Source organism: Streptomyces sp. NPDC015171 (assembly GCF_043079545.1).
Taxonomy (GTDB): domain Bacteria; phylum Actinomycetota; class Actinomycetes; order Streptomycetales; family Streptomycetaceae; genus Streptomyces.
This window is the reverse complement of the sequence record NZ_JBIBUO010000007.1, coordinates 14,609-32,992: the sequence shown is the minus strand read 5'-3', so window position 1 is coordinate 32,992 and position 18,384 is coordinate 14,609. Positions and strand designations below refer to the sequence as shown.

The 18,384-nt window shown below is 72.7% G+C and carries 14 protein-coding genes; 4 read left to right on the top strand and 10 right to left on the bottom strand.

From position 1 onward, the window contains the following. Positions 1-63 precede the first annotated feature (63 nt). Entirely contained in the window at positions 64-3,105 is a 3,042-nt protein-coding gene (locus tag ACF073_RS20225) for an NACHT domain-containing protein (RefSeq protein ID WP_392071816.1), read from the bottom strand. A gap of 60 nt (positions 3,106-3,165) precedes the next feature. After that, positions 3,166-3,798, bottom strand: a complete 633-nt coding sequence (locus tag ACF073_RS20220) for an HAD family acid phosphatase (protein ID WP_392071814.1) — start codon at positions 3,796-3,798, stop codon at positions 3,166-3,168. A gap of 469 nt (positions 3,799-4,267) precedes the next feature. On the opposite strand from ACF073_RS20220, the gene ACF073_RS20215 reads away from it, so the two are divergent. Then, positions 4,268-4,819 carry a M23 family metallopeptidase gene (locus ACF073_RS20215; protein WP_392071812.1) on the top strand — a complete coding sequence of 184 codons (552 nt, stop codon included), beginning with the start codon at positions 4,268-4,270 and terminating at the stop codon, positions 4,817-4,819. A gap of 1 nt (position 4,820) precedes the next feature. Here ACF073_RS20215 and ACF073_RS20210 read toward each other — a convergent pair whose 3' ends face one another. Next, positions 4,821-5,420 (bottom strand): TetR/AcrR family transcriptional regulator, encoded by a 600-nt coding sequence (locus ACF073_RS20210; protein WP_392071811.1) that lies wholly within the window; start codon positions 5,418-5,420, stop codon positions 4,821-4,823. A 128-nt stretch (positions 5,421-5,548) separates the two neighbouring features. Here ACF073_RS20210 and ACF073_RS20205 point away from each other — a divergent pair, with 128 nt between their 5' ends. Further along, the gene (locus tag ACF073_RS20205; RefSeq protein ID WP_392071809.1) at positions 5,549-7,129 is read left to right on the top strand and encodes an MDR family MFS transporter; all 1,581 of its coding nucleotides are present in this window, start codon (positions 5,549-5,551) and stop codon (positions 7,127-7,129) included. Between the two features lie 513 nt (positions 7,130-7,642). Here ACF073_RS20205 and cseC read toward each other — a convergent pair. The 5 genes from cseC to ACF073_RS20180 all read right to left on the bottom strand — a co-directional run bounded on the left by cseC (position 7,643) and on the right by ACF073_RS20180 (position 12,103). Next, positions 7,643-9,010, bottom strand: coding sequence for a two-component system sensor histidine kinase CseC (cseC, locus tag ACF073_RS20200; protein WP_392071807.1), 1,368 nt, complete (start codon positions 9,008-9,010; stop codon positions 7,643-7,645). A gap of 15 nt (positions 9,011-9,025) precedes the next feature. Continuing rightward, positions 9,026-9,730: a two-component system response regulator CseB gene (cseB, locus tag ACF073_RS20195; protein ID WP_392071805.1), complete on the bottom strand. Its 705-nt coding sequence runs from the start codon at positions 9,728-9,730 to the stop codon at positions 9,026-9,028. Positions 9,731-9,773: 43 nt separating this feature from the next. Next, entirely contained in the window at positions 9,774-10,427 is a 654-nt protein-coding gene (locus tag ACF073_RS20190; protein ID WP_392071803.1) for a hypothetical protein, read from the bottom strand. Next, positions 10,415-10,954: a SigE family RNA polymerase sigma factor gene (locus ACF073_RS20185; RefSeq protein ID WP_392071801.1), complete on the bottom strand. Its 540-nt coding sequence runs from the start codon at positions 10,952-10,954 to the stop codon at positions 10,415-10,417. The genes ACF073_RS20190 and ACF073_RS20185 overlap by 13 nt, the downstream gene beginning before the upstream one ends. 273 nt (positions 10,955-11,227) lie before the next feature. Next, complete coding sequence (locus ACF073_RS20180) at positions 11,228-12,103, bottom strand: A/G-specific adenine glycosylase (protein WP_392071799.1); 876 nt, start codon at positions 12,101-12,103, stop codon at positions 11,228-11,230. A 181-nt stretch (positions 12,104-12,284) separates the two neighbouring features. On the opposite strand from ACF073_RS20180, the gene ACF073_RS20175 reads away from it, so the two are divergent. Then, positions 12,285-13,094: a hypothetical protein gene (locus ACF073_RS20175; RefSeq protein WP_392071797.1), complete on the top strand. Its 810-nt coding sequence runs from the start codon at positions 12,285-12,287 to the stop codon at positions 13,092-13,094. A 30-nt stretch (positions 13,095-13,124) separates the two neighbouring features. Here ACF073_RS20175 and disA read toward each other — a convergent pair whose 3' ends face one another. Continuing rightward, complete coding sequence (gene disA, locus ACF073_RS20170) at positions 13,125-14,249, bottom strand: DNA integrity scanning diadenylate cyclase DisA (RefSeq protein ID WP_392071795.1); 1,125 nt, start codon at positions 14,247-14,249, stop codon at positions 13,125-13,127. Between the two features lie 79 nt (positions 14,250-14,328). Then, positions 14,329-15,738, bottom strand: coding sequence for a DNA repair protein RadA (gene radA, locus ACF073_RS20165; RefSeq protein ID WP_392071793.1), 1,410 nt, complete (start codon positions 15,736-15,738; stop codon positions 14,329-14,331). 197 nt (positions 15,739-15,935) lie between these two features. Here radA and ACF073_RS20160 point away from each other — a divergent pair, with 197 nt between their 5' ends. Beyond that, positions 15,936-17,774, top strand: a complete 1,839-nt coding sequence (locus ACF073_RS20160) for a hypothetical protein (protein ID WP_392071791.1) — start codon at positions 15,936-15,938, stop codon at positions 17,772-17,774. Positions 17,775-18,384 lie beyond the last annotated feature (610 nt).

The window sequence follows — 18,384 nt, the reverse complement described above, 5'->3', positions numbered from 1 at the left end:
CCCGACGGGTGGTACGAAGGGGCCGGTGCTTTTCGGAGCGCCGGCCCCTTCGGCGTTCCCCGGTCAGGATCCGTCGACGACGAGGTCCGCGCCGGGGAAGAGGCCGGTGTAGAGGGGGACGCGCGGGTCGGAGCCGCTGAGGAGCAGCTTCCGCAGGTTCGGCAGCCGGTCGGAGAGGTTCTGGAGCGCCTCGGGGTGCATGCCGGGGGCGATGCGCAGCCGGTCGATCCCGGGAAGCTCCGGCATGCCGTGGTAGGCGATCGGGCCCGTGTCGTGGAGGGTGAGGCTGTGCAGGTCGGGGAGGGCGGTGAGCTCGCGCCACTCCTCGGCGGACGGCGGCTGCCGCGACGTCGCGAGGCCCAGGGAGGTGAGCGTGGGCCACCGGCCGACACCGCGCAGTCCTACGGACTCCAGGGTGTCCTGGCCGACGTAGAGGTGCTCCAGCGGTGCTTCCACCGGCAGGCCGTCGGCGAGGCTGTCACCCGCGAGGCGCTGGTCGAGCGAGAGCCAGCTGAGCGACCACAGCTCCCGCAGGCCCGTGCAGTCGGCGATCGGACCGAAGGAGAGGCCGGTGAGCGGCAGGCCCCTGAGCGGGGTCAGTCCCGTGACGCCGGGACAGTTCTGCAGCCACAGGCCGGACAGCGACCGGAACGCCAGCAGCTCGCCGAGGTCACCGAGCGCGGGGTTGTCCTCCAGGTTCAGGTCGAAGACCTCCTCGGGTGCCGTGACGGCGTCGGCGATCTCCCGCGCGGTCAGGGCGCCCGACATCATCACGCCCTGCCAGGGGCGCATCCGGCGCAGCGCCGCACGCTGCTCGGCGGAGACGCAGGACACGTACAGACTGTCCCGGCTCACATGGTCCAGCACCTCGGCCGCGTACTCCTCGGTGTCGAACCTTCCCCAGGTGCCGACGAGTTGCCGCCGCACGGAGAGGTCCCGGTGGCCGCGGAACCGGCGCAGTACGCCCAGTGCCTCCGCGGGCGCCTCGGTGCCCAGCACGGACGCGGTGATCGTGACTCCCAGGGCCGCGTCGTCACTGAGCCCCTCCGGCCCCGGCAGCAGTTCCAGCACCAGCGGCCCGGCGTCCGCCAGCATCTTCGCGTCCTCCGCCGTGCGCGGCGGGATCAGTGCCGCGGCTCGGGCCTCCACCTCGGCGCGCACGCCGGGGTCGAGTGCCGCCGCGTGTTCGAGGCAGGCCAGGGCGAGCAGGTCCAGCCGGGCGGTGTTCCGGGCGAGCATGCGCCGTAGCAGCGTCGCCCGTTCCCGCGGCCGGGCGTGGGCCACCGCCAGGCGGATCACATCCTCCCACTGGGTGTCGTCGGCGTGCCCGGCGAGGACGTCGACATGGCCCTCCTCCACCGCGTACCGGCCGCCCAGGTAGTCCTGGAAGGTGCGGTGCACGAAGTCCACGACGCCGTCGGCCGGCTGGCGCAGCAGGCCGCTGCGCAGCAGCAGGAGCCGGAGCACCGTCGGCGCGTCCCCCTGCCCCGCTGCCGCGGCCACGGTCGGCAGGCAGCGTTCGACGATGGACTCGGCCGTCTCGGTGTCCATCTCCGTACGGCCGCTCAGCACCAGGGCGTAGGCGAGGCGCTGGAGCAGCTCCAGCTGGGCCTCCTCGCCCAGCTCCAGGCCGTCCACAGCGGCCATGCCCCGCTCCCGGTCACGGCGGGTCAGCAGCATCGTGAGGGCGGCGTCGTACAACTCCTTGCGGCCGGTGGGGAGGTAGCCGCGCCGTTCGCGGTGGAGGGCGCAGATCAGGCCGCACATCAGGGGGTTGGTGGCCAGGCGGGCCAGGTCGCGCTTGGTGTGCAGGGCGTCGAGCAGCGCCGTCTCGTACTCCGGTGCCCGGGCCGCCTCGTGCCAGCGCCGTACGAAGGTGGTCACCTCGGAGCGGCGCATGGGGGCCAGGGACAGTTCCCGGAAGCCCTCCTCGGCCAGCCAGTCGGGCCGTACGGCGGTGGGACGGGAGGTGAGGAGCCAGCGGTTGCCGGGGAAGGCGCGGATGAGGGACTGGAGCCAGTCGCGGGTGCGGTGGCGGTCGGTGGCCGGGATCTCGTCCAGGCCGTCGATGAGGACCAGGCCGCGGCCCGCCGTCAGGACGCGCTCGGCCCAGCCCTCGGGCGGGGACAGCGGGCAGCCGACGGCCGTGAGGAACACGGCCGGCGCCGGCAGGGCGCCCGCCCGCACGAGGGTGCGCAGGGGGAGGACGTACGGGACGCGGTCGCCCGCCGCGGCGGCCGTCACCGCGAGCCACTGCACCAGCGTCGTCTTGCCGGAGCCCGCGTCGCCGCGCAGCAGCACCCGGTCGTGGCTGCGCATGGCCTCCTCGGCCGACAGCTGGAGCGTGACGGGGGTCCTCGGACCGTCGCCCGGCGAGCGGTCGGGCGAGGGCTCCTCCGTCGCCGTCGCCTCCAGGCTCAGATAGGCGACCTCGAGGGGCCAGCGGTCGGGGGAGTCGCGCAGGTCGATGCCGTAGATGGTGATGTGGTTGTGCCGGTCGGCGACATAGGGCAGGTACCGGCGTTCGAAGGCGAGGTCCAGGGCGCCGGGGCGCGGGGTGCGGGCGATCAGTTCGTCGACCTTGCCGATCAGTTCCCGCTGGCTCCTGGTCTGCTCCACCAGGGTCCGGGCCACGAAGGTGGAGCGGCGGGTGAAGAACTCCAGGATGTGCAGGCAGGCCCACTGGGTCGCCGAGTCGAGGAAGGCCAGGGCGTCGGCGGAGAGGCCGTCCGGGGGCGGGGCGTGGCGGTGCAGCAGCCGGGCGAGTTCCCGGCTGCCGAGCCGGACGGCCTGGACGTCGTCCATGTCCAGGTCGCCCAGGGCGAGCAGCCGGCGGGTCAGGGCGTCGGTGACGGCCGTCTCCTCGCCGGGCGGGAAGGGCCGCTCGCCCGGGGAGGCCAGGGCCTCCTTCACCAGCCGGCCGGCGAGGGTGCGTACCTGCTTCTCGCCCAGGGTGCGCCGTTCGCCCCGGAACGACACCAGCGCCGAGAGCCGCACCGGTCTGTCGACCAGTCCCGCGCCGGGACCGTCCTGTACGAACAGCTTCCTCACCAGCGGGCCGAGCAAGCTGGAGGCCAGCTTGCTGCCCAGTACGGCCGGCTCCATCCGCCACCCCCGTGTGCGTACGACGTACGGAGGGAGCCTAGCCAGCCCATGCGGCGCGCGTTAGGACAACTGGCCGTTGTAGTCAGGCAGCTTGTAGGTCTTCTCGGCGTGGCCGCCGGAGAGGTCCGTGGCGTTGTTGCCGATGTTCGCGATGATCGTGTAGCCGTCGTTCTCGATGTCGGCGCGCTGGGCGGTCTTGTAGGCGGCGACGTCCTTGAAGAGGTCGAACAGGCCGCGCACGCGCAGGCCGGCGACCTGGTAGCCGTCGTGCTCCAGGTTGTACTCGGTCGGCAGGTAGATGATGCCGGGGCGGGCCGTGACGAAGAACAGGGAGACGCCGTGGTCCTGGGCGTACTTGGCCACGTTCAGGACGGGCTTGTTGGCCGGCTGCGGGAAGCTGAAGCCGAAGTCGGTCTCCAGCGTGGTGTTGTCGATGTCGAAGACGATCGCCTGCTTCTCGCCGGGCCCGGCGGCTGCGATCCGGTCCTTCAGGTACGGCAGGGCCTGGTCCATGACGGCCTGGCAGTCCTTCTGCCAGGTGCCGTAGTCGACCTTCGCTGCCGTGCCGGACACCGCGGCGGCCGGCACGGCCTGCGGGGCCTGGGCGGCCTGGGCCGGGGCGGCCAGCGCGGCGAGGGCGGCCACGGAGACAGCGGTCACGGAGATGCTGCGGGCCCAGGGGCGTGTGGTCATCGGTGGGGGTCCTCTCACGTCCGTACGGCGAGCCGCACGTGGCCTGAATGTCAGGGGCATGATCTGTTGCGAGAGTGGCGCGAGGGGAACCGTAGGGTTACTGAACGGTAGGTGGATAGAGGGCTGCGTCACATTTATGGGTGCGCTGGTTTATCGGCCCGGTGATAAGCGGCACAGGCGAAATGTCCGGTACTAACGCGGATAGTGGGATTCGCCGCGTGGACAAAAAGGACATTTATTTCGGAACCCAGCGTGAAACCGCGACGTCGTCCGGCCTGCGCTCTCGGGCCGGAGGGGACTGTCAAGACTTGGGTGGTTTTGCGGTCATCTACTAATAGGTGTCGTAGAAGAGGGGGTTTGTCAGCGGCGGAGTGCTCGGTTTACCAAGGTATTGCCGCTACGGCAGAGCGTTCGATCGGACGCCAGTACGCCGGGTGGTCGACCTGATTCCCGAGTTCACGAGGTCCCGATGATCCGACGCTTCACGTCCCGCTCCACCCGTACGTCCTCGCAGCGCAACCGCGTGGCCGTCCTGGCTGCCGGAATCGGCGCCACGGCCGTGCTGGGGACCGGAGTCGCGAGCGCCGCCACCGCTTCCGCCGCGTCCTGGGTCGACCCGGTGAAGCAGTACACGCTCTCCGCCGGCTTCGCCCAGTCCGGCAGCCACTGGGCCGCCAAGCACAGCGGCCAGGACTTCGCCGTGCCGACCGGCACCGAGGTCGTCGCCGCGCACGGCGGCACCGTCGTCAAGGCCGGCCCCAACGGCGCCGGTGACGGCCCGGCCTACGGCAACGCCATCGTCGTCAAGCACGGCAACGGCACCTACTCGCAGTACGCGCACCTGTCCCGGGTCGACGTCCGCATCGGCCAGGTCGTCGCGACCGGCCAGCACCTCGCCCTCTCGGGCAGCACCGGCAACTCGACCGGCCCGCACCTGCACTTCGAGATCCGTACGACCCCGAACTACGGCTCCGCCATCGACCCGGTCACGTTCCTGCGCGCCAAGGGTGTGACGGTCTGAGCTAGTTCCGGTCCCGGTCGTGCTCGTGCGCCTGGGTGACCAGGTCCAGGGCGACCTCGAGAACGGCTTCGCGCTTCTTCTCGGGGTCGCCTTCCAGGTCCTGCATCACGAACATGCCGGCGTGCAGCGTGAACATCGCGCTGAGCGAGCGCACCTGGTCCACGAGCTGCGCCTCGGGGTTGATGAGGATGGCCCGCAGGCCGCGCATCCGGTCCTTGAAGGTGTCGCCGATGCGCAGTTCCCGTACCGTCGCCTGGTTCTCCTGCATGAAGCGGAAGAGCGGTTCCGCGCCCGCGAGCGCCTGGCTGTAGCGGCAGACGATCTCCCGCTTGGTCTCCAGGGTGTGCGGCTGCTGCCGGCCCCACTCGATCAGGTCCTCGATCGGCTTCGTCAGATCCTCGAAGAGGCTGACGATGATCTCTTCCTTCGTCTTGAAGTGGTAGTACAGGGCTGCCTTGGTGACGTCCAGACGCTCGGCGATCTCCCGCAGGGAGGTCTTCTCATAGCCCTGTTCCGCGAAGAGTTCGAGCGCCACGTCCTGGATGCGCTGGCGGGTGTTGCCGCGGCGCTGCTGCTTGGTGCCGTCCATGGTGACGCCCATCCTCGTACTCCTCGCGCTTCTGCGGAAACTTACTTGACGCCCGGCTAGTAGCGCGTCTACCTTCCCCAGTGTAGTGAGTACTAGCCGGGCGGCAAGTAAGTAAGCGCCGCAGGGGGAATGGGAAGACGATGGCGGACACGGTCAAAAGCAATGTAGAGGGCAAACAGCCCAAAAGTGTGCGAGTGGTGCTGCTTGCACTCATGATCGCGATGATGCTCGCGATGCTCGACAACATGATCGTGGGTACGGCGATGCCCACGATCGTCGGTGATCTGGGCGGCCTCGAACACCTCTCCTGGGTCGTCACCGGCTACACCCTGGCCACCGCGGCCTCCACCCCGATCTGGGGCAAGGTCGGCGACATGTACGGGCGCAAGGGCGCCTTCCTCAGCTCGATCGTGATCTTCCTGATCGGCTCGGCGCTGAGCGGCATGGCCCAGGACATGGGCCAGCTGATCGGGTTCCGGGCCGTACAGGGCCTCGGTGCCGGCGGTCTGATGGTCGGCGTCATGGCGATCATCGGCGACCTCGTGCCGCCCCGCGAGCGCGGCAAGTACCAGGGCATGATGGCCGGCGTCATGGCGCTGGCGATGATCGGCGGCCCGCTGGTCGGCGGCACCATCACCGACAACTGGGGCTGGCGCTGGGCCTTCTACATCAACCTGCCGCTCGGCGCGGTCGCGCTCGCGCTGGTCACCGCCGTGCTGCACCTGCCGAAGAAGCGGGCCAAGGCGGGCATCGACTACCTCGGCGTCGTCCTGCTGACCGTCGGCATCACCTCCATCGTGCTGGTCACCACCTGGGGCGGCACCGAGTACGCCTGGACCTCCGCGCGGATCATGGAGCTGGCCGGCATCGGCGTGGCCTCGCTGATCGGGTTCGTGTTCTGGCAGACCCGGGCCGCCGAGCCGGTGCTGCCGCTGCACATCTTCAAGAGCCGCAACTTCACCCTGATGTCGCTCATCGGCTTCGTCACCGGCTTCGTGATGTTCGGCGCCACGCTGTTCCTGCCGCTGTACCAGCAGGCGGTGCAGGGTGCCTCGGCGACCAACTCCGGCCTGCTGCTCCTGCCGATGCTCGGCGCGATGCTGGTGACCTCGATGGTCGCCGGGCGGGTCACCACCAACAGCGGGCGCTACAAGGTCTTCCCGATCGCCGGCGGCGCGCTGATGATCGTCGGCCTGTACCTGCTGTCGACGATGGACACCAGCACCACCCGGCTGACGTCCGGCATCTACATGGCCGTGGTCGGCGCCGGCATGGGCTGCCTGATGCAGATCACCATGCTGGTCGCGCAGAACAGCGTGCAGATGAAGGACATGGGCGTGGCGTCCTCGTCCGCCACCCTGTTCCGTACGCTCGGCTCCTCCTTCGGCGTGGCCATCATGGGCGCGCTGTTCAACCACCGGGTGCAGGACGTCATGTCCGAGCGGGCCGGCGCGCTGGGCTCGAAGATCACCGAGAAGTCGGCGCAGCTGGACGCGGCGAGCCTGGCGAAGCTGCCGGCGGCGGCCCGCGAGGCCTACCAGCACGCGGTGTCCCAGGGCACGCACTCCGCGTTCCTGCTCGGCGCCGGCATCGCGGTGCTGGTGCTGATCGCGTCGCTGTTCGTGAAGGAAGTGCCGCTGAAGGGCGGTCCCCAGCAGGCTCCGGCCGACGGTGCGGACGGTGCCGGCGCGGCGCCGGCGGCCATGGTCGAGGCCGTCTGACCCTTCCCCGCGACCCGAAGGCCCCGGTGCGTGTCCGCCGCCGGGGCCTTCGTGCGTTCCCGCCGCCCCGGCCCCGGACGGGAGTGCAGTTCCTCCAGGAGCCGCAGGAGCCGCCGTACGGGGAGCCCGCCGCGCCGCCGGATCCGGGGGCGCCGCCCCGCGCTCGGGCCCCGGCCCGGACGGACCGAGCGAGTGGGGCACCCGCCCCGCGCGGATCAGTCGGTGAGCTGCCGGCCGCTTCCGGACTGCGGCAGCATCGGATAGCTGCCGGTGTTGGTCGGGGCGTGCTCCGGCAGCCACAGCACGGCCACCGCGCCGTCCGTCGGGATGTCCTTCGTGCGTTCCCGCCGCCCCGCGCCCCGGTCCCGACGCCGGACGGGAGCGGAGCTCCTCCGGGAGCCGCAGGAGCCGCCGTACGGGGAGCCCGCCGCGCCGCCGGATCCGGGAGCGCCGCCCCGCGCTCGGGCCCCGGCCCGGGCGGAGCGAACGAGTGGGGCACCCGCCCCGCGCGGATCAGTCGGCGAGCTGCCGGCCGCTCCCGGACTGCGGCAGCATCGGATAGCTGCCGGTGTTGGTCGGGGCGTGTTCCGGCAGCCACAGCACGGCCACCGCGCCCTCCGCCGGGATGTGGTCGGGTGCGCCCGCCGGCCGTACGTTGCGGAACGTCAGCCGGGCGCCGAGCACCCGGGCCTGGCCCGCCGCGATGGTCAGGCCCAGCCCGTGGCCCGTACCGGCGCGGTCCATGCTGCCGGTGCGGAAGCGGCTCGGCCCCTCGGCGAGCAGCGCCTCCGGGAAGCCGGGACCGTGGTCGCGGACCCGGATGACCCGGCCCTCCACGGTGACCTCGATCGGCGGCTTGCCGTGCCGGGCGGCGTTGGCCAGCAGGTTGAACAGCACCCGCTCCAGCCGCCGCGGGTCGGTGGTGACCTCCGACTCGTGCACCACGTGCACGGTGATCTCCGGATCCTTGGCCGCCACCCGGCGCACGACGAACTCGCCGAGCAGGATGTCCTGCAGCTCGGCCCGTTCCGAGGCGCTGTCGAGGCGGGCCACCTCCAGGACGTCCTCGACGAGGGTGCGCATCGCCTTCGCCCGGTCCAGGACCAGCTCCGTGGGCCGGCCCGGCGGCAGCAGCTCGGCGGCCGTCAGCAGACCCGTCACCGGGGTGCGCAGCTCGTGCGCGATGTCGGCGGTGACCCGGCGCTCGGCCTCCAGACGCTGCCGCAGCGCGTCCCCCATGGCGTCCACCGCGCGCGCGAGATCGTCGGTCTCGTCCCGTACGACCCCGCCGATGGCCTCCCGCACCCGGACGTCGGTCTCGCCCTTGGCGACCTGGTTCGCGGCGGCCGCCGCCTTGCGCAGCCGCCGGGACAGCTGCCCGCCGATCAGCACGCCGAGCGCGCTGCCGCCGAGCACGACCGCGACGGAACCGATGACCAGCGCCTGGTCGAGGTCCTTCAGCACATCGGTGGAACGGTCCGGCATATGGCTGTGCAGGGACAGCACCCGACCGTCCTTGGTCGGCACCGCGGCCCAGATGTCCGGCACCCCGTCGTTGTCGGTGACATCGCTGGCCTTGCGGCCCTGCTCGGCCTTCTCGCGCAGCGCGGCCGGCAGCTCGGGGTCGTCGATCTTGATGTTGGGAAAGTTCGGCCGCCGGCTCAGCTCGTAGTTGCGCTGGGCGACCTGGACACGCTGATTGGCCAGGTCGCGCGCGTTGTCGAGCATCGAGACCCGGGCCGCGTTGTGCACGACCAGGCTCAGCGCGATCGCCACGAGCCCGGCCACCAGCGCGATCGCCGCGCTGAGCTTCCATCTGAGACCGGTGTGCAGGCCCGCGCGCTCCATACGCCGGACCGGATACCGGAGAATCCCCCGCATGCCGCCGCTCCCCGCTCAGGCCTTCAGCTTGTAACCGAAGCCGCGGACGGTCTCGATCCGGTCCTGGCCGATCTTCTGGCGCAGCCGCTGCACATGGACGTCGACGACCCGGGTGTCCCCGCCCCAGCCGTAGTCCCAGACGCGCTCCAGCAGCTTGTCGCGGGAGAGCACGGTGCCCGGCGCCGAGGAGAACTCCAGCAGCAGCCGCATCTCGGTCGGGGTGAGCGCGACCGGCTGTCCGGCCCGGCGCACCTCCATGCCCTCGGTGTCGATCTCCAGGTCCCCGAAGGCGAGCGCGCCGCCGGTCACCGGGTCCGCGTCGGCCCGGGCCTGGGAGCTGCCGCCCGCGTGCCCGAAGCGGCGCAGCACGGCCCGGATCCGCGCGACCAGCACGGCGCCGTCGAACGGCTTGGTCACGTAGTCGTCGGCGCCCGCCTCCAGGCCGAGGACGACATCGATGGAGTCGGCGCGCGCCGACAGCATGATCACCGGCACGGTCGACTCGTCCCGGATGCGGCGGCACAGACTGACCCCGTCCAGGCCGGGCACCATGACGTCCAGCAGGGCGATGTCGGGGCGGTCGGCCCGGAACGCCTCAAGGCCCGAGAGGCCGTCCGGCATGGCGGTGACCGCGAAACCGTCCCGCTCCAGGGCGAGCTGGGTGGCCTCGCGGATGACGTCGTCGTCCTCGACGAACAGGACGTGGGTCTGGTCTGCCATCCCGGTGCTCTCAGTCCTCAGGGTGTGGGGGGCGGGTGGGGGGTCAGTTCTCCGGGGCGGACACCGTGTCGCCGCCGGCCTTGCTGTAGTCGGTCTCGTGGCTGTTGACCCGGGCGAACCGGCCCGCCTTCCAGCTGTACGTGATCACGGTCTCCCGGGACGGGTTCGATACCGGGTCGTCCGTCTCGTACACCTGCTTGGTCACGGTCAGGTCGGTGCCGTCGATCTCCGCGTAGACCGGCGACTCCTCGGCCTTGAACACATTCTTGTACGTGCCGTCCACGTCCCGGTACACATAGGTGCCGAGCCCGATCCAGTCGCCGCAGGTCACGATGTTGACGACGACGTCATTGACGGATCCGCCGGTCAGATCGCCGTACGTGACGTCGACGGGGTAGTCGTCGTCCTCGCTGCACGGCTTCAGCTCCCGCTTCAGGGTCGGGGACACCGCGGGGTCCTTCTTGAGCAGCGAGACCGCGTCCACCCGCCGGTAGGCGGTGGACGGGGTCGGGGAGGGGGAAGGGGCCGCTCCCGCGACCGCCGACGCGTGGGCCGGGCCCTCGTCGCGGGCGCCGGTGCCCCCCGTGCCGCAGGCCGCGACGAAAAGGGCGATGGCGGCGAGCACGGCCCCCACCGTGATCACCGCCCGGGAACTGCCGCGGACCCGATCGGGTCCGGCACCGGTCAGGCCGCGCAACGCTCCCGCTCCTCACGCTCCAGCGCGCGTGCGTCCAGATCGCGGGCCTCCAGCTCCTCACGGAGCCGGGCGAGCGCCCGGTGCAGCGTGCTCTTGACCGTACCGGCCGACATGCCGAGGGCAGCGGCCGTCTCCTCTGTGGACATCTGCTCCCAGTGTCGCAGCACCACGACACTGCGCTGCTTCGGTGCGAGCACCTTCATGACGTCCATCAGCAGGGCCCGGTCGGCGTGCTGCTCGGTGGAGTCGTCCACGCAGGCGTCCGGCAGCTGCTCGGTCGGGACTTCCTCCAGCTTGCGCGCCCGCCACCACTCGGTACGGGTGTTGATCATGACACGGCGCAGATAGGCGTCGGCCAGCCGCTTGTCGGCGATGCCCTCCCAGCGGCCGTACGTGCGCACCAGCGCCGTCTGCAGCAGGTCCTGGGCGTCGACCGGGTCCGGCACCAGCCGGCGGGCGCTGCGCAGCAGCGCGTCCTGCCGGGTGCGGACGTACTCCTCGAATTCGAGCACCTCGCCCTGCGCCATGATCAACCGCCTCCATTCCCCGTTGCCCTCCGGCGCCTGCCGGAAGTCCCGCTGTCCCCGCGCCCGGTGGTCCGCCGGGCACGAGGAAGAAGTTACGGAGCGGTTGTCACGGCGCTGTCCGATCCAGCCTGCGGCTAGCAATCGGCTATCCGTCGGTTGTGTAACGGGCCAGGGAATGGGGTAGTGAGCTAGGCCGCTATGTCCCTTTATGAGGGCCTTTGTCGGTCGGATGGGCGGGTAACGGAGCCGTCGTAACGGTGACTTGGCTGTCCGTCAGCTCAGCGGCAGCCGGTACAGGGCGCCCGGCAGCGGCTCCACCAGGCCGTCCGAGACCAGCCCGTCGAGCGCGCGGGCCCGCTGCACCGGCTCGTGCCACACCCGGTCGAGCACCGTCTGCGGCACCGGGGTGTGCGCCTCCCGCAGCACGGCCAGCAGCTTGCCGCGCACCTGCCGGTCCGTCCCGGCGTACGTCTGCCCCCGGCGCGGCGGCCCCGCGTGCTCCGGCTTGCCGGCCAGCCGCCAGGCGCACTGCGCGGCGATCGGGCACCGCGCGCACTCCTCGTTCTTCGCCGTGCACACCAGCGCGCCCAGCTCCATGGAGGCGGCGGCCCAGCGGGCGGCCGTGCTCTCCTCCTGCGGGAGCAGCTCGCGGGCCAGCCGCCGCTCGGCGGCCGTGGTCGCGTTCGGCGGGTACTGCACGCCCGTCACCGCCCGTGCGAAGACCCGGCGCACATTGGTGTCCAGCACCGCGTGCCGCTGCCCGTACGCGAACGAGGCCACGGCGGCGGCCGTGTACTCGCCGATGCCGGGCAGTGCCAGCAGGTGCGCGTGGTCCGTCGGCACGTCCCCGCCGTGCCGTTCCGTTATGGCGACGGCGGCGCCGTGCAGGCGCAGGGCGCGGCGCGGATAGCCGAGCCGGCCCCAGGCGCGCACCGCCTCGCCGGGCGCGTCCTTGGCGAGGTCGGCGGGGCGCGGCCAGCGGGCCAGCCACTCCTCGTAGACGGGCAGCACCCGGCTGACCGGGGTCTGCTGGAGCATGAACTCGCTGACCATCACGCCCCACGGGCCCGCCTCCGGGCGGCGCCAGGGGAGGTCGCGGGCATGGGCGTCGAACCAGGCGATCACGGGGGCGTGGAGCATCTCAGTCATGGCCTTTCCGATCCTGCCATGGGATGGCGGGCAGAGCGTGTGATCACACCATCACCCAGCGTGGCGGAATGCGAAGAACCGTGCCGTCGTGGCCAGTTACCGGGATGATGATCCGGAAAAGTTGGCGCGGGCGCGGCGGGTGGCGCAAGCGAGCGCGCCGATCTCTCGTACAGTTTGGGCCGTGGGATCTCTGCGCAATCCGGTCGGGCCGCTTCCCTCCTCCATCTACTGGCGTAGGAGGGTGGTCATGCTGTCCCTGCTCGCTGTGCTGGCGCTGGTGGTCGCCTTGATCGTCACCGCCGGCGGCGGGGGCGGCAAGAAGAACAGCGACGCGTCCGACGGCAAGAACCCCACGCACACCATCACCCCTGGGCCGTCCCCGTCCGGCTCCGCCATCAGCCAACACCCGGGCGGGCGCGACGAGTCGGGCGGCTCGGACTCCGGCGGCTCCGGCTCCGGCGGGGGCGACGGCTCGGCGGGCTCGGCCGGCGGCTCCTCCGGCTCCTCCGGCTCCGGCGGCGGCCCGGGCGCCGCGTCCGGCTCCGGCGCCGTCGGTACGGGCGACGCGCTCCCGGCGTCCTCGGCATTGCCCGACTGCACGGCCGGCGCGGTGGCGTTGAGCCTGCGCAGCGCGCACAACTCCTTCTCGCCGGACCAGACGCCGACGTTCGAACTCACCGCGAGGAACAGCTCCTCGGCCGACTGCAAGGTCGATCTCGGGCCGAAGAACGTGGTGTTGACGGTCACGCCGGCGGACGGGGACGACGCGTACTGGTCCTCGGCCGACTGCCCCAAGAGCGCGGGCCGCCTGGTGTTCAAGGTGCCGGCCGGCCAGAGCATCACGTACAGCGTGAAGTGGGACCGGAAGCCGAGCGCGCCGCAGTGCGCGACGCCCCCCGCGGGCAAGGCGAAGCCGGACACCTACCTGCTGGAGGCCAAGGCGCCCGGGTACGGGAAGATGCAGGCGTCGTTCGTCCTGGCGGCCGACTGAGGACGCCGCGCGTCCCGCACCGGCCACGACTCAGACGTACCGCTCCAGGATCGAGGACTCGGCCAGGCGCGACAGTCCTTCCCGTACGCTCCTCGCCCGGGCCTCGCCCACGCCGTCCACGGTCTGCAGGTCGTCCACGCTGGCGGCGAGCAGCTTCTGCAGGCCGCCGAAGTGCTCCACCAGACGGTCGATGATCGCGCCCGGCAGCCGCGGCACCTTCGCCAGCAGCCGGAAGCCGCGCGGGGACACCGCGGAGTCCAGAGTCTCGGGCGAGCCGGTGTACCCCAGCGCCCGCGCCACCGTGCCGAGTTCGAGCAGCTCCGCGTGGCTCAGGGCGTCCAGCTCGGCCAGCGCCTCGTCGACCGTGCGGGACCGCTTGGCCGTCGGCTCGGGGACGTAGTCCCGGACGACCAGCTCGCGGTCGGGCTCGACCCCGGCGATCAGTTCCTCCAGCTGGAGGGCGAGAAGACGGCCGTCGGTGCCCAGCTCGACCACGTATTCGGCGATTTCGGTGGCGATGCGGCGCACCATCTCCAGTCGCTGCGCGACCGCCGAGACGTCCCGGACGGTCACCAGGTCCTCGATCTCCAGCGCCGACAGCGTGCCCGCGACCTCGTCGAGACGCAGCTTGTACCGCTCCAGGGTGGCCAGGGCCTGGTTCGCGCGGGAGAGGATCGCCGCGGAGTCCTCGAGGACGCGGCGCTGACCGTCGACGTACAGGGCGATCAGGCGCATCGACTGGGAGACGGAGACGACCGGGAAGCCGACCTGCTTGCTGACCCGGTCCGCCGTGCGGTGCCGGGTGCCGGTCTCCTCCGTGGGGATCGTCGGGTCCGGGACCAGCTGGACACCCGCGCGCAGGATCTTCGACAGGTCCGACGACAGCACGATGCCGCCGTCCAGCTTGCACAGCTCCCGCAGCCGGGTCGCGGTGAACTCGACGTCCAGCACGAAACCGCCCGTGCACATCGCCTCGACCGTCTTGTCGGAGCCGAGCACGATCAGGCCGCCGGTGTTGCCGCGGAGAATCCGCTCCAGGCCGTCGCGCAGGCCCGTTCCCGGAGCCACGGCGCTCAGCGAGGCGCGCATCAGGCCATCGGTACCGGCACTCCCACCGGACTTTCCGGGAGCTGCTGCCCGGTCGTTGGCTGCCACTGCACTCCTCCGGTCGCAGGTTCTGACGCGCTCCTGTCGCGCACTCTGTTCGTACGGACGGGCGAGACCTGGGCAAAGTCTACCGGCGCTCCTCCGCCTCCCGTGGGGCCTCTCGGCGACGGGAGCGCGGCAGGACCCGGAGGGCTTCCCCCATGTCGGCGACTTCCAGGACCTTCATGCCGGGCGGCACCTTCCCGGGATCGGCCGGTACGAGCGCGTGGGTGAAGCCCAGCCGATGCGCCTCGGAGAGCCTGCGCTGCACGCCCGTGACCCGTCTGACCTCGCCCGCGAGCCCCACCTCGCCGATTGCCACCAGGTTCTTCGGCAGCGGGGTGTCGCTGGCGGCGGAGGCGAGGGCGAGCGCGATGGCGAGGTCGGCGGCCGGCTCCGACAGCTTCACGCCGCCGACCGTCGCGGAGTAGATGTCCCGCTTGCCCAGCGCGCTGATCCGGCCGCGCTGCTCCAGCACCGCCAGCATCATCGACACCCGCGAGGTCTCCAGACCGGACGTCGTACGGCGCGGGGAGGGGATCTGGGAGTCGACGGTCAGCGCCTGCACCTCGGCCACCAGCGGGCGGCGGCCCTCCAGGGTGACGGTCAGGCAGGTGCCCGGGACCGGCTCGGCCCGGCGGGTCAGGAACAGGCCGCTGGGGTCGGCGAGGCCGATGATGCCCTCGTCGTGCAGCTCGAAGCAGCCGACCTCGTCCGTCGCCCCGTACCGGTTCTTCACGCCGCGCACCAGGCGCAGGCGCGCGTGCCGGTCGCCCTCGAAGTGCAGGACGACGTCGACCAGGTGTTCCAGCAGACGGGGGCCGGCGATGGCGCCGTCCTTGGTGACATGGCCGACCAGGAGCGTGGACATCCCGCGCTCCTTGGAGGCGCGGATCAGGGCGCCGGCGACCTCGCGGACCTGGGCCATGCCGCCGGGCGCCCCGTCGATCTCCGGGGAGGCCACCGTCTGCACCGAGTCGAGGATCAGCAGGGACGGCTTGACCTCGTCCAGATGCCCGAGGACGGCGGACAGGTCGGTCTCGGCGGCCAGGTACAGATCGTCGTCCAGGGCGCCGATGCGGTCGGCGCGCAGCCGCACCTGGCTCGCCGACTCCTCGCCGGTGACATAGAGGGTGCGGTGCTCGGCGCTCGCCGACTTGGCGGCGACGTCCAGCAGCAGGGTGGACTTGCCGACGCCCGGCTCGCCCGCGAGCAGGACGACCGCGCCGGGCACCAGACCGCCGCCGAGCACCCGGTCCAGCTCGGGCACGCCGGTCGAGCGGGCGGTGGCCTGCCGGCCGTCGACCTGGCCGATGGGCAGCGCGGAGGAGGTCACCCGGCCCGGTGCCGTGGTGCGGACCGCGGGTGCGCCGTACTCCTCGACCGTGCCCCAGGCCTGGCACTCGGGGCAGCGGCCGAGCCACTTGGCCGTCTGCCAGCCGCACTCGGTGCAGCGGTAGGACGGGCGGTCCTTGGTGGTCTTGGTACGGGCAGCCATGCGGAAACCGTAGCCCGCGGCACTGACAACGACGCCGGGGGCCGCGTGTGGGTGGACCGTTCTCGGCCACCACCCGCCAGGATCCAGCCGCGGAATAAAGGGTTCCTGTCCCCTTATGAGGGATCGTTTCACCCGTACGGATTAAAAGTGCTCAAGGTTCCAGAACGGGCACTCCGCCGCCGCCTACGGTCGCACGGGTGATGAGCAGCAGTCCGGAGACCACGACCCGCACCACAGGCGCGCACCGGGCACGTCGCGAGGCGCGTGACCGCACCGCCGCGCGCACCCTCGCCCAGCGTCCGCCGGCCCGCTACGAGCCGTACCTGGACGGTCTGTTCACCTACTGTCTGTCGGTGCTGTGCGACCACGACGCGGCCACCGCCGCCCTCGGCGACGTCGTCGCCCTGGCCGAGCGGCGCGGCAACCGGGGCCCCGAGGCCCCGGGCGACCGCCGCGCCTGGCTGTACGCACTGGCCCGCTGGGCGTGCCTGCGCAAGCTGGCCGAGGCCAGGCAGAAACGTCAGGGCACGCACGCGGCGGGGCGCTCCGGAACCGGGCGGGGCGCCGGTGCGGGGGCCGTGAAGTGGCCGGGCGCCGCGACGGCGGCGGGGCCCGGCAAGGGGACGGTGACGGGAGCCGCCCCGATGGGGGGACCCGTGCCGATGGGGGCACCCGCGCCGGTGGCGGGAGTCGGCGAGGGCCGCGGGAAAGCGGTCCCGGATCCGCCCGTCGCCCCGGAGACCCAGGAGCGGCGGCGCCGCGAACTCGCCCTGCTGGCCTGGCCCGAAGCGGCCGGCACCACCCCCGAGCAGCGCGAGGCGCTGGAGCTGGCCGTCCGGCACCACCTCACCGCCCACGAGGTCGCCTCCGTCCTCGGCATGGAGCCCGCCGCCACGCGCGAGCTGCTCGCCTCCGCCGCCTGCGAGGTCGAGCGCACCCGCGCGGCCCTCGCCGTGGTCGAGACGGGCGGCTGCCCGAGCGTGGCCCACCTCACCGGCGACAGCCGGATGGTCCTCAGCACGGCCCTGCGCCGCGAGCTGGTCCGGCACGTCGACGACTGCCCGCGCTGCCGCCGCACCGCCGAGCGCGCCGCCCCCGGCCACTGGCCCGGGGCCACGGTCACCCCCGCCGAGCTGCCCGTCGTCGCGGCCCCGCGCGCGGCCCTGCACATGGCACTGGCGCACCACTCGCGCGCGCGGGGCGCGACGCTGCCCCGCTTCGACCGGCGCGGCTTCCCGATGGACCCCAAGGACCGCGCGGCCCGCCGCGACCGGCTCCGCGCGCGTGCCGTCACGACGACGGTCGTCGCCACGGTCGTCGCCGCGCCCGTCCTCGCCCTCTGGGCCGCCTACCGGGGCGGACCGGGCGGCGACGGCGGCGGCCCCGCCGCGACCGCCCCCGAGGCACAGGGCCCCGACGTGCTCGGCAGCGACACGGCGGGCGGCTACGAGAACGCGGGCAACGCCAGAGTGAAGCCGGGCGCCCGCGCCGGGAAGGACGGCAAGGCGGACGTCTCCGTGGAGGTCGTCAGCGTCGGCGGAGCGGGCGGGCAGGGCGCCGGCCGGCTGTCCGTCGTCGCCGCCAACGACGGCGACACGACCCTGATCACCCTCGCGGCCTCCGGCGGCTCCGAGGTCCGCTGGTCGGTGTCCACGTCGGCCGGCTGGCTCTACTTCAGCCAGTCCTCGGGAACCCTGCGGCCCGGCGGGACGTTGACGATCAAGGTGTACGTCGACCATCTGCGCGAGCCGTCCGGCCCCTGGCACGCGCGGGTGGCGGTGGCCCCGGCGGGCTCGGTGGTCTCCATCGTGGGCTACGGCACGGCACCGAGCCGCCCGACCCCGCGCCCCCCGTCCACCGACCCGGGCACTCCGGCCCCGCCCAGCACACCCCCCGCCGAGCCCCCCACCAGCTCGTCTCCGCCGCCCACGGACCCGACCCCCACGCCGACGACCCCGCCCCCGTCCGACCCTTCGACTCCGACCCCGACTCCCACCCCGACGGACAGCGGGACCCCGAGCCCGTCGGGCACCTAGGGGCGGCCCTTACCCGGCCCCGCCCCCGGGCTCCCTGGCGCCCAGGGCCTGAGGGGGCGCTGGTGGGCGTGCCAAGGGCGGGGGTGATCCGTCTGTTGCGGGTGGCTGGGGGGCTTGCTCAGCGGAGCCGGTCCGGGGGCCGGATGCCCGGGATGCCGGGCATCCCCCGGCCTGCCGGGGTTCCCCGGCGCTCTCCCGGGGCGCCGCCCGGATGTCCCTGGGGCACGGGTGCCGGAGCCGGAGCCCGGAATGCCCATGCCGGGCGGAGCCGGAGCCGGGAATGCCTATGCCGGGCGGAGCCGATCCCGCCGGGACATCCAGGGTCCCTCCCCGGGTGCCGTCGGTGCGGTCCTGCGGGCTCGGTCCGCCCTGGGCCGCTACCGGTCCACCACCGGGCCGCCACCGGCCCCGCGACCCGCGTCGGCGCGGCCCCGCCCAGGACACCGCCGCCGTCTGCTCGCCGTCGGCCGGGCTCCGCCGTCGGCCGGGCTCCGGCGTCGACCGTGGCCCCGTGTCGGCCGGGCTCCGGCGTCGACCGTGGCCCCGTGTCGGCCGGGCTCCGGCGTCGACCGTGGCCCCGTGTCGGCCGGGCTCCGGCGTCGACCGTGGC